The sequence below is a fragment of the Streptococcus symci genome (assembly GCF_006385165.1).
Classification (GTDB): domain Bacteria; phylum Bacillota; class Bacilli; order Lactobacillales; family Streptococcaceae; genus Streptococcus; species Streptococcus symci.
The window spans coordinates 658,290-670,565 of sequence record NZ_VFJA01000001.1 but is presented as its reverse complement, the minus strand read 5'-3'; the positions used below and the strand labels follow the sequence as shown (position 1 = coordinate 670,565).

Genomic DNA, 12,276 nt, shown 5'->3' with positions numbered 1-12,276 from the left:
CTCCTTTCCTAACTTACCATTTTTCTGCAAAAAATCTCAGACAGTCTGGTAAATTTTCCGACCATGGAATCTCACTATGGATAGCACCAGACTGAACTTTCAAGACAATATTATCCAGATGAACTCCCCCTGCTATCAAATCATGGTAATAGCGAAGTGACGAGTCGATATAGGCTTGTTTGATATTGCCAGCCATCAGGGTCTTGTCCGTGTCATCTGCTTCTTCTGTTCCTACATAGATGAAGATGCGCTGGTCAGGCAACAGTTTCTGGCGCTCGATATAACGGTTAAAGGCTTCTTGGTGGAGCCAGTTTGCAGATGAAAAGACGCCTAGGCAACCAATTTGGTCTTGGTATTCCAAACCGATAAATTGGGTAATATTGCCTCCTAGTGAGGAACCAATCATTGCCGTATGTTGGCGGTCAGCTTTGGTACGGTAGGTCTCATCGATAAAAGGTTTGACCACCTCCATGACAAACTCGGCATACTCCACACCTTTACCACCAAACTGCTGACCCGGAATAGGAGATTCTTGGAACTTCCAGGCCGCATACTCATTCATCCGCCCCATACCATCATTGTCAATAGCAACGACGATCATGCGACTGATGTCAGGATTTCGTTTAATAGCTGGAATAATCTTCCATGAGTGACCAATGAAAGACTCTTTGCTATAAAAAACATTTTGCCCGTCATGAAAGTAAACAACAGGATAGGAACGGTCTGTATCTTTCTCATAATCTTTAGGAAGAAGAACACGTACACGGCGCTCCTTACCAGTGTAAGGAACCTTGAGTTTATGCTCTTTCATCTTTAAATAAAAGTAGGATTGATTCATTGTCAGAAAACTCTCTATATTCAAAATTTTATCTTATTATATCACAATTATAGAAAAAAAGTTAGTTTTGCTTCCATTTTTGGATTAAAAACTAACTTTTTTATTTAATTTTCTAAATTCTTTTGGATTTTCTGATTTAGAGGAGATTATCAATCAAGTCATCCACTTCATCTTTTTCAGCTTGAGGTGTAATCTCGGTAATCATGATACCAGCCACTGCTCGTTCAACCAAGGCTTCAACATCCATACGCGCTTCGTACTGCTCCGCATTCTTAATCTTAGGATTTGTTTTTGGACGATCTGGTGCAAAAATCGTACAACAGTCTTCAAATGGCTGGATTGAAATGTCAAAAGTATCGATTTCTTGTGCAATATCAATGATTTCCAACTTATCCATGGTTACAACTGGGCGGATGATGGGAGTGTTAGTAACGGCATTGATAGCCTGCATGCTTTCAAGGGTTTGGCTGGCTACTTGACCTAGACTCTCCCCATTGATGATAACCAAACCATTTCGTACCTCACGGATACGGTCGGTAATCCGCATCATAAAGCGACGAGTTAGAGTCATCAAATAAGCCTCTGGCGCTTTAGCTTTGATTTCCTCTTGAATCTCTGTAAAAGGAACTTCGATAAATTGGATATTTCCACCAAACTTTGTTAATTTACGGGTCAAATCTTGGGCTTTCTTGAGAGCGCCTGGACTAGTATAAGGTGGGCTAGCAAAGTGAACTGCCTCTATATCTACCCCTCGTTTAAGCGCTAGATAGCCAGCTACAGGGGAATCGATTCCCCCTGACAACATGAGCATGCCCTTACCAGAAGTTCCCACTGGTAATCCACCTGCCCCTCGAATGGTTTCATAAGAAATATAAGCAGCTTCCTCACGAATCTCCACCTGAAGATTGATATCAGGATTTTTCATCTGAACTTGCACATTTGGAATGGCTTCAAAAACAGCTCCTCCAAGCGTTTGGTTGAGTTCACGACTATCGAGTTCAAAGTTGTGGTCGCTACGCTTGCTAGAAATCTTAAAGGTCATGCCTTCCTTGTAGATGTCCTGCATAATCTCTTGAACAGAAGACTTCAGAACTTCTACAGATTTTTCGACCTTGTATACAGGGGAAAAATTTTGAATCCCAAATACTTGTTTGAGTGATTCTGCTACCTCTGTATAATCAGCTCCATTAAGGTAAGCATGGGCACGGTCGCGATCTGCCGTTACCTTTACTTGGGGATAGATAGACAAAACGTCTGAAATATTATTGCGAAGTTTATTGATGAAACGCATACGGTTTTTACCCTTGGTTGACAGCTCTCCGTAGCGAATCATAATTTCTGAATACTGCATGAATGCTCCTATCTTACTTTTCTAGTTTGATTGTAAATTAATTTTAACTTGGTCAAAAACTGTTCGACCTGACTCATATCATTTTCAAGGTCTAGACTAAGACGCACAGCTGACTGGGCCTTATCTTTATCCACTCCCATTGCAATTAAGGTACCTGCAGGTTTTCCAGCCTTGGACGAACAAGCAGAAGTCGTAGAAATAAAAATATCATAGTCTTCAAAGGCGTGAACGATAACTTCTCCACGAACACCCTTGATTCCAAAAGTCAGGATATGAGGTGCAAAGTCTTTCTCATCTGAAAAGATAAAAATATCTGGATAGTCCAGAAGGGCTTGACGAATTACTGACTTCATCTGCCCAGTCTTACTAGTAAAAATATCTAGCTTTTCCATCGATAAACGCAAAGCCTTGGCTGTCGCTGCAATCCCTGCTACATTTTCAGTAGTCGACCGATAATCACGCTCCTGACCACCACCTGTTAAAAGAGGCGTAATCTTCTTGCCAGACTTGATATAAACAAATCCAACCCCTCGAACTCCGTGAAACTTGTGACTAGAGAAAGTTGCAAAATCCACTCGTTCTGTCAGATACTTTTCAATCGGAATTTTAGCAAGTGCCTGAACTGCATCAACGTGGAAGGAAATAGTCGGCTTATCTGCCAATAGTTCTGAAATAGCCTCAATGGGCTGAACAGAGCCGATTTCGTTGTTAACTGCCATGATGGAAATGAGGGTCGTATCAGGTCGTATCAAATCTGCTAGCGCCTCAACATCCACAAATCCTTTCTCATCAACTGGAGCAAAATCCACTTCAAATCCCTGACTTTTCAACCAGAGAGCTGACTCTTTAACTGCCGGATGTTCAATGGCTGATACAATAATGTGTTTTCCAAACTGAGCCTTTTCAAAGGCCACACCCTTGATGACCCAGTTATCTCCTTCTGTCCCACCAGAAGTAAAGAAGATTTCATCGCTTTTCTTACCGATTAAATCTGCAATCTGTTGGCGAGAAGCATCTAAGATTCGTGTTGCCTGGTCTCCCAAACTATGGAGACTAGATGGATTTCCTAAAATTTTTGAAGCGACCTGCATATAAGTTTCAAGGGCTTCAGGATAGGGCTTGGTCGTCGCCGAATTATCAAAGTAAATCATGTTTTCTCACGCTTTCTAAAATCACTCCTTCTATTGTATCATGAAACGGAGCTTGCGACAAGAAAGGGCAATTCCTCTTTTTTTAAGATTTTTTTAAAGAAATGCGGTATAATAAATTTTAATTAAAGGAGAGAATGTATGTCTAATTATCGTAGAACTTCAAAACCAAAAACAGAACACATCAAAAAAGGCTTCACGGTCCTTCAAAAAACCGTCGCTACTATCGGTAGTATCCTCGGCTTAATTACCGCAAGTATCACGATTATGAACGCCTTGGATAATAACAAAAATACTAAAAAAGAACCTACGACAAGCCAGACGACAACAATTGTCAAAGAAGTTCAAAAGGAATCCCCTCAGGAAAATACTAGTCCTAATAAGGAAAATAACACTTCTCAAGAAAAAACACAGCAAGAGGAAACACCTAAAGCTAGCGTCAAGGAAGAGAAAAAAGAAGAGCAGAAAGCAGCAACTCAAGACTCTACTACACCTGCTCCAAGTAAACCTACTACTGAAAATGAAAAACAGTCCAATACCCCAACTTCGGAAAATAAAACTAATCAATAATCACTAAAATAGCCTCCTTCCAAACTTGGAAAGAAGCTATTTTTTATTGTTGTAAAACTTTTCTTGGTTTGGTACCTTCAGCTGGACCAATGACACCTGCCATCTCAAGCTCTTCCATGAGACGGGTCGCACGGTTAAATCCAACTGACAAACGACGCTGAATCATAGATGCGCTGGCTTTCTGGGTCTCGATAACCAAAGCCTTGGCTTCTTCAAAGAGCGGGTCACCACCAGATTCACCATCTGAAAATTCTCCATCATTTTCAGAAACCTCACCTGGATCAAAACTCTCATCGTAGTCCGCATCTGCCTGAGCCTTAATGAAGTTTACGATACGTTCGACATCATCATCCGAGATAAAGGAGCCTTGGAGACGAACTGGATGATTTTCATCAATTGGTTTAAAGAGCATATCTCCACGTCCAAGCAGTTTCTCAGCTCCATTTTCATCCAAAATCGTACGGGAATCTGTTCCTGATGAAACTGCGAAAGCGACACGAGAAGGAACATTGGCCTTGATCAGACCAGAAATGACATCAACGGATGGGCGCTGGGTTGCAAGAATCATGTGGATACCGGCAGCACGCGCCTTCTGTCCGAGACGAATGATAGCATCTTCCACTTCCTTGCTGGCCACCATCATGAGGTCAGCCAACTCATCCACAATCACGACAATGAGCGGTAGCGGAACCTGCTTGTACTCAGACTGGACATTGAACTCTTCTACCTTGGCATTAAAACCTGCAATATTCCGAACTCCCACCTTGGCAAAGAGTTCATAACGATTTTCCATTTCATCCACGACCTTTTGCAGAGCCTTGCTGGCCTTGCGTGGATTGGTCACAACTGGAATCAAGAGATGAGGAATGTCATTGTAAACAGACAACTCAACCATCTTGGGATCGACCATCATAAATTTAACTTGGTCTGGTCTTGCCTTCATGAGAATGCTAGCTATAATGCCGTTAACAGCTACTGACTTCCCTGAACCCGTTGAACCTGCGACTAGCAAGTGGGGCATTTTAGAAAGGTCAAAAGCTCTTGCGGTGCCATTAACAGCCTTTCCTAAAGGAATTTCCAAGAGATTTTCTGCTTTTGTTTGAGATTGTTCCCATAGTTCGCGGAAAGATACAGTCGCAATCTCAGAGTTGGGTACTTCGATTCCGACTAGGGATTTCCCTGGGATAGGTGCTTCAATCCGGACATCCTTGGCCGCCAAGGCTAGAGCGAGGTCATCTGCGAGATTGGAGATGCGGTTGACCCTTACACCCACTGCTGGCTTGACTTCATACTTGGTCACTGATGGCCCAATTTCGGCCCGTTCAACTGTTACCTTGATACCGAAGCTAGCAAAGGTTTCTTCTAGGATTTTGATGTTTTCTCGAACGATTTTCTTTTCTTTAGACTGGTCCTTGGGTTTATCAGGTGCAAAGAGTTGTAAGCTTGGAAGTTTGTACTCAAGAGCCTCCTTGGCTGAAAAATCGACCTGAACATCTTCATCATCAGAGCCATCTTCCTGTTCAGCGAATTCAAGTTCAACTTGAGGCAAGATGATTTCTGGTTCTACCCACTCTTCATCTGGAAAAGGTGGAACGTCAAGTACAACATCTTCTGTCAAAATTTCACCTGTTTCCATATCAACAGGAGGCAAATCGAGCAAGGCTTTCTCAGCTGCTTCTTTTTCTAATCTAGCTTCTTCCTCAGCTTTTTGACGAGCTTTTTCTTCTTGTTTGACAAAGCGTTCCTCTTTTCGACGCTCATGCCCTTCCCGCCATTTGGCAAAGCCTCTACTGAAGAATTCAGCAATATCGTAAACAGACCAAGGACTGACTAGGAGGGCTCCAGCTAAAATCAAGATAGAACCAATAAAGTAAGTGCCGACATTTGAAAAGAGAAAGGCAATTGGCATATAAAGAGCGACCCCAATCAAGCCTCCTCCAGCAAAACTGGTCGTTCGAAAACCAGTCAAATCCGTCACAACCTGAGCCATGGTCCCTTTTAATACCGACTTGTCCAAACCATATTTCCAAACTAAGTAGGCCTCAAAAATCAAGAGTAAACCTGCAAATATGGTGAAAAAGCCAGATAGGAGCCCTTCCTGTTTTCGGATCCACTTGAAAAAGAAGAGGTAGAGCAGGATACCAAATATTGCCAGATAAGCTAGGCTACCCACCAGCAAGCGTATTAAATTGTAAAGGGTGATACCTGCAGCTCCTAATTTGAAGGCTGCGAAAATCAATAAAAGCGCGATTCCCAACGAAATCAACATTCGTTGAATCGCTTCTTTTCTTTCGAGTTCTGCTTTAGACGGTCTCCGTCTTGTTTTACTTGTATTCTTGTTTGCCATTCTTCTATTATACCACATTTCACAGGCATTTCGGAAAGAGAAAAAGACTGCACCAAACGGTCCAATCTTTTTATTTTCTATCTAAGTTTTATGCTTGTGGTTTGCGTAGGTAACCATAAACCACACCACTTACAATTGCTCCTACTAAGACAAAAACGAGGTAAAGAAGGGCATTAGAAGTAAGGGCAATAACGAAGATTCCTCCGTGTGGTGCCATGAGTTTGATACCAGTAAGACCAACGAGGCCACCTGCTACTGCTGAACCAAGGATAAAGCTTGGGATAGCACGAGCTGGGTCAGCGGCACCAAATGGAATCGCTCCCTCAGTGATAAATGATAAGCCCATGATGATGTTTGTCAAACCAGAGTTGCGTTCTTCCTTAGTAAATTTATCTTTGAAAAGAAGAGTTGCGACAAAGATGGCAAGTGGTGGTACCATTCCTCCAGCCATAACTGCTGCCATGGCTACAGAACCTCCTGAAGAAACAGTCGCTGCAAGCGTACCTGTACCAAAGACATAGGCCGCTTTGTTAACTGGTCCACCCATGTCAACAGCCATCATTCCACCAAGGACGATACCAAGAAGAACAGCTGATCCTCCTCCAAGACCACCAAGGAAGTCATTCATAGCAGTGTTGATTGCCGACATTGGAATGTTAACTGCCAGCATAACAAATCCTGTCAAAATAGTTCCAAGAAGTGGCAAGATGAGAATTGATTTAGCACCTTCAAGTGAACGAGGAACTTTAACGTATTTCTTGATAGCAAGAACCAAAGCACCTGCGATAAATCCACCAACAAGAGCACCTAGGAAACCAGATGAGACACCTGCAAGAGTTGAAGTTGCTTCACCACCTGCTGTATAAGGGATTTTCCCAAAGGCAAAACCTTCTTTGGCAATAGCACCAGCCACGAAACCTGCTACCAAACCTGGTTTTTCAGCGATAGAGTAGGCAACATAACCTGCAAAGACTGGAAGCATCAAACCAAATGCAGCGCCACCGATTTTCATGAACATAGAAGCTAACTCATGGTAGGAACCAAGATTGCCAAGGTTTTCATTTGGAACACCTAAAGCACCATCAATCAAGAAGGCAAGGGCAATCATGATACCACCACCTATAACGAATGGCAACATTTGAGAGACACCACTCATCAAGTGTTTGTAGAAGGCGCCACCAAGGCTTTGTTTTTCGTTAGAGGCTGTTGCATCTTTTGCTCCATTAGCGGCACGGTAGACTTCCGTATCTCCTGAAAGAGCCAAGTTAATCAATTCTTCTGTTTTACGGATACCATCAGCAACCGGACGACTGATCAATGGTTTGCCATCGAAACGATCCATTTCAACTGCCTTGTCTGCTGCGATGATAACCGCTTTAGCCTTACGGATATCTTCAGCAGTTAGTTGGTTTCCAACACCGCTAGCACCGTTGGTTTCGACTTTGATACCAACCCCCATTTCAGCAGCTACTTTTTGAAGGGCTTCTTGGGCCATGTAAGTGTGGGCAATACCTGTCGTACAAGCTGTAACAGCCACGATAAAGTCACCAGAGTCATTAGCAGGTGCTTGAACAGGCTCTTCAGTTTTTTCTGAAGCTTGGTCAAAGAGCTCAATGACTTGGTCAGCTGATATTACTTGGCGAAGTTTGTCTGCAAATCCGTCTTTCATCAAGTATTGAGACAATTCTGCCAAGGCTGCTAAGTGAGTATCATTGGCACCTTCTGGAGCTGCAATCATAAAGAAAAGGTCAGTTGGTTGCCCATCCAAGCTCTCGTAGTCAACACCCTTGTTTGACTTGGCAAAGAGAACTGTCGCTTCTTTTACAGCAAAATTTTTGCTGTGTGGCATTGCGATTCCGTCACCCAAACCAGTAGAAGTCAAAGCTTCACGCGCCAAAATGCCTTCTTTAAAGGTTTCAAAATCTGTCACATAACCGTGGTCTGTCAAACTTTTAATCATCTCGTCGATGACAGCTGTTTTTTCAGTTGCCTGCAAATCCAGCAACATGACATCTTTTCTCAATAGGTCTTGAATTTTCATCGTTTTTCTACCTCAACTTTTTCATATGTTTCTTTAATAAATTCTGCCGTTGCCAAGTCATCTGAGAATGTCGTTGCTGTTCCACAAGCAACTCCCCATTTGAAGGCTTCTACTGCATCTTTTGATTTGACAAATTCACCTGTGAATCCGGCAACCATAGAATCACCAGCTCCAACTGAATTTTTGACTGTCCCCTTGATTGGTTTAGCAAAGTAAGCTCCCTCAGATGTGACAAGAAGGGCACCGTCACCAGCCATAGATATAATAACGTTTTGAGCACCTTTAGCCAGTAACTCGCGAGCATATCTCTCAATTTCATCTAAACTTTCGAGTTTAACCCCAAAAATCGCTCCAAGTTCATGATTGTTTGGTTTGACCAAAAGCGGCTGGTAGGCCAAACTATCAATTAAGGTCTGTCCTTCAAAGTCACAAACCACTTGCGCACCCGTCTGACGCGTCAAGGCAATCAAATCCTTGTAGATGACATTTCCTAGGTTTTTAGCACTTGAACCAGCAAAGACAACTGTATCTTCTGCTGTCAGACTAGATAAAATAGCTTTCAATTCTTCTAGCTGGGCTGGCTCGACATTTGGACCAGTCCCGTTGATTTCTGTTTCTTGGTCTGCTTTGATTTTAACATTGATACGAGTATCTTCTGCCACTTGGACAAAACGTGTCTCGATTTCTTCATCAGCCAGAGTATCTGTGATAAATTTACCTGTAAAGCCACCGATGAAGCCTGTCGCAGTATTTGGAATATCCAAGCGTTTCAAGACACGGCTAACATTGATTCCCTTACCACCAGCAAACTTATCATCACTGTCCATACGATTGACACTACCGACTTGGACTTGGTCCAAACGAACGATATAATCAATAGACGGATTGAGTGTGACTGTATAAATCATACTTCTATTACCTCCGTTTTCTCCTTAATGGCCTGCAAGAGCTCATGCCCTTGACTTGTAATAACAATAGCTCGTTTGAGTGGTGCTACCTTAGCAAAGCAAGTTTGTCCAATTTTTGACGAGTCCACCAAGACATAAGTCTGTTTGGCATTCTCCAAAATAGCACGCTTCACAGCTCCCTCTTCCATATCAGGAGTCGTATAATAACTATCGTCCACACCATTCATCCCGATAAAGGCACGGTCAAAGTGCAATTGGTTAATCTGGTTAAGAGCAACACCCCCGATACTCGCATCTGTCGCCATCTTGACACTTCCTCCAACCATGACAGTTGGAATCTGCTTTTCAACCAACTGAGCAGCATGGTGAATCGAGTTGGTCACGACTGTAACATTCTTATTGACCAATTCATGAATCAAAAAAGCAGTTGTTGTTCCAGCATCGATAAAAATGACATCTTGTTCCTTGATGAGAGAGGCTGCTTTCTGAGCCAGTAACTTCTTCTCTTGAAGGTTTTTGACAGATTTTTCTTGAATGGTTTCTTCTTCCTGCAAGGAATGGGGCAATTCTGCTCCACCATGTACGCGACGAAGCTTGTTTTCTGCTTCCAACTCATCCAAGTCTCTTCGAACCGTTGATTCTGACGTTTCTAACAAACTAACTAATTTTTCTAGAGAAACTACATGATGTTGATGTAACTCCTCTAAAATCAGTTGCTTCCGCTCTGTTTTTAACACTGAATCACCTCCTGTTATCGTTTACACTATTCATTCTATCACACTTCCTTTCAAAGTCAAGCATTTTTTATCACTTTCTATCAAATTCTATCATTTTTCTTATTTCCAGAATTTTTATTGCAAGATAAGAGCCTTTATGGTAGACTATTTGAGTAAGTATTGGAAGATTACTCAAGAGGCTTAAGAGGCCGTGTTGGAAACGCGGTAGGCGTGTAACAGCGTGCGTGGGTTCGAATCCCATGTCTTCCGTTTATTTTAAAAAAGATACCCAAGAAATCTTGGGTATCTTTTTTCTTATATGCTTGTTTTATAACTCGGGTGAATTTCTTAGAAAATATCAAATAACAATTTCACATTGAGAATTGTTAAGATAATGGAAACGATATAGCCAAGGATGGTATTCCATTTGGCATTGGTAAATTCTCCCATCAGTGATTTCTTAGAAGTTAGATAAATCAGTGGGAAGATTGAAAATGGAAGAGCAATCGAAAGAAAGACTTGTGAATAAACCAATAACTGATCCAATGTTTTTTCCTGATGACCAAACAGAACCGCTACAATCATGACAGGCAACAAGGCAAAGAGACGAGTTGCCAAACGAATGAACCATTGAGGTAATCTCATATGCAAGAAACCTTCCATAACGATTTGTCCAGTCAAGGTACCCGTAATCGTCGAATTTTGACCACTGGCTAATAAAGCCAAGGCAAACAAGGTTGATAAGGTCGAGCTAGCTATAGCTCCTGCAATAGTAGAATCCTGCAAGGCATTATACATTTGAGAGAAGGCAGAAATCTCAGATGCATGGCCGAAAAAGAGAGCCGCCCCGAGAATTAATAGAAGGGAGTTAACCACAAAGGCCAAGGATAATTGGAGATTTGAATCCCAGGTCATAAAGCGCACGGCTTTTCGAACATCATTCTTGTCCTTGTGATTGATTTTCCGAGTTTGAGACAAGGAAGAATGCAAATAGAGGTTATGGGGCATAACCGTTGCTCCCACGATCCCTAGTGCCAAGGTTAATTGACTTTCATGCCCTGGCAAGGGACTTTCAAATAAGGTTGCATTCGGTAGATAACCCTCAACGATTCCTTGGAAGCTTGGATGTGACAAAGCTACCAGATAGGTAAAAATTGCTAGAATGGTTAAAATCAGTGTTGTCACAATAGCTTCAATTTTCTTAAAGCCAAATTTCATCAGAAGCAATAAGAGAAAAACATCCAACACGGTCAAGAGAATTGCTATCATAATCGGAATCTTAAAGAGAAGATTGAGAGCAATCGCTGAACCTAGAACTTCTGCCAGATCTGTCGCCATCAAGGCTAATTCTAAAATCACCCATAGACTATAACGAAGCCATTTAGGTGAATGATGAGCCGTTGCTTGAGCCAGGTCCATCTGGGTTACAATACCAAGCTTTCCTGCCATCTGCTGAAGTTGCATGGCAATGAGAGATGAAATCAAGATAACAAACAAGAGACTATACTTATAGGAAGCACCACCGACTACACTGGTAATCCAGTTTCCTGGATCCATATAACCAACTGCGACAAGAGCACCCGGACCTAAAAAGGCATTTAAATTTTGCCAGAAATGATTGTTATTTGGAGTATCGATAGATTGATTAATCTCAGAGAGTGACACTTTTTTATGAGAAGACATAGATACTTACCTCTTTCTAAACCTACTTTTTCATTATTTTCTATTAGAGAAAAATAAGATTGACTTTAAACTATTAAAACAATGAAAACTATATGAAAAACATTTAGTTTTTTCATTATTTTTCTTAAGGCACCTTAATTATAACAGAAAATATGATAAAAACTTAAGAAAATTCAGGACTTGATTTAATATTTAGGATACAACAAAATGTTGTATTCTTTTTTTGCAAAAGAATACCAAAGAATAAAATAAAAAACGTTGTAAAAACAACGTTTTAGAAAGATTTACAAAACAATGTAAATTATCAATGGAGCCGGTGGGAGTCGAACCCACGTCCAAACACCTGCTAACATATTTGTCTACAACCATAGGTTATGTATTGTTTTAACAATCCCTCGACACATAACTCAAGCCTAGGAACTGCGAGTCTATAAATCTCTTACCAAACTGCTAGACAAAGCTTGATCGTATCTCGCTAATAATAAGACCTGTCATTGAACACGAGCAATCCAAATCGGGTCACGCCTGCTGGTTTTTAGGCAGCTAGAGCGTAAGAAGTGTTATTTTTTGCAGTTATATTTAACTGAGCGTTTACGCCGCCACACGAGTCGCAAAATATGCCTCATAATGCCTGTCGAATCCGTAACGACCCCAAAAGACAATAAAACCATTAT

Annotated in this window: 9 protein-coding genes, 1 tRNA gene and 1 other RNA gene; 2 read left to right on the top strand and 9 right to left on the bottom strand. The window is 41.6% G+C overall.

All coding sequences use genetic code 11. The features are described 5' to 3' along the window. Positions 1-13: 13 nt before the first annotated feature. The 3 genes from FJN11_RS03175 to FJN11_RS03165 all read right to left on the bottom strand — a co-directional run bounded on the left by FJN11_RS03175 (position 14) and on the right by FJN11_RS03165 (position 3,340). The gene (locus tag FJN11_RS03175) at positions 14-838 is read right to left on the bottom strand and encodes an alpha/beta hydrolase (RefSeq protein WP_140224033.1); all 825 of its coding nucleotides are present in this window, start codon (positions 836-838) and stop codon (positions 14-16) included. Between the two features lie 136 nt (positions 839-974). Further along, positions 975-2,189, bottom strand: coding sequence for a tRNA uracil 4-sulfurtransferase ThiI (gene thiI / locus FJN11_RS03170; RefSeq protein ID WP_140224032.1), 1,215 nt, complete (start codon positions 2,187-2,189; stop codon positions 975-977). Between the two features lie 8 nt (positions 2,190-2,197). Further along, positions 2,198-3,340, bottom strand: coding sequence for a cysteine desulfurase family protein (locus FJN11_RS03165; RefSeq protein ID WP_140224031.1), 1,143 nt, complete (start codon positions 3,338-3,340; stop codon positions 2,198-2,200). A 138-nt stretch (positions 3,341-3,478) separates the two neighbouring features. Between FJN11_RS03165 and FJN11_RS03160 the strand changes: the two genes are divergently transcribed. Then, on the top strand, positions 3,479-3,907 hold the full coding sequence (locus FJN11_RS03160; RefSeq protein WP_140224030.1) for a DUF6556 family protein: 429 nt from the start codon (positions 3,479-3,481) through the stop codon (positions 3,905-3,907). Positions 3,908-3,950: 43 nt separating this feature from the next. Here FJN11_RS03160 and FJN11_RS03155 read toward each other — a convergent pair whose 3' ends face one another. The 4 genes from FJN11_RS03155 to FJN11_RS03140 all read right to left on the bottom strand — a co-directional run bounded on the left by FJN11_RS03155 (position 3,951) and on the right by FJN11_RS03140 (position 9,940). Next, positions 3,951-6,254, bottom strand: coding sequence for a DNA translocase FtsK (locus FJN11_RS03155; RefSeq protein ID WP_140224029.1), 2,304 nt, complete (start codon positions 6,252-6,254; stop codon positions 3,951-3,953). 88 nt (positions 6,255-6,342) lie between these two features. After that, complete coding sequence (locus tag FJN11_RS03150; protein ID WP_140224028.1) at positions 6,343-8,295, bottom strand: fructose-specific PTS transporter subunit EIIC; 1,953 nt, start codon at positions 8,293-8,295, stop codon at positions 6,343-6,345. Further along, positions 8,292-9,203 carry a 1-phosphofructokinase gene (gene pfkB / locus FJN11_RS03145; RefSeq protein ID WP_115904755.1) on the bottom strand — a complete coding sequence of 304 codons (912 nt, stop codon included), beginning with the start codon at positions 9,201-9,203 and terminating at the stop codon, positions 8,292-8,294. Before pfkB ends, FJN11_RS03150 begins: the two co-directional genes overlap by 4 nt. Then, the gene (locus FJN11_RS03140; protein ID WP_115904756.1) at positions 9,200-9,940 is read right to left on the bottom strand and encodes a DeoR/GlpR family DNA-binding transcription regulator; all 741 of its coding nucleotides are present in this window, start codon (positions 9,938-9,940) and stop codon (positions 9,200-9,202) included. The genes pfkB and FJN11_RS03140 overlap by 4 nt, the downstream gene beginning before the upstream one ends. A gap of 161 nt (positions 9,941-10,101) precedes the next feature. Here FJN11_RS03140 and FJN11_RS03135 point away from each other — a divergent pair. Beyond that, positions 10,102-10,189: transfer RNA gene (locus FJN11_RS03135), tRNA-Ser, on the top strand. Between the two features lie 78 nt (positions 10,190-10,267). Here the strand turns inward: FJN11_RS03135 and FJN11_RS03130 are convergent. After that, entirely contained in the window at positions 10,268-11,602 is a 1,335-nt protein-coding gene (locus FJN11_RS03130) for an Nramp family divalent metal transporter (protein WP_000094601.1), read from the bottom strand. A 305-nt stretch (positions 11,603-11,907) separates the two neighbouring features. After that, positions 11,908-12,255: a transfer-messenger RNA gene (gene ssrA, locus FJN11_RS03125) on the bottom strand. Positions 12,256-12,276 lie beyond the last annotated feature (21 nt).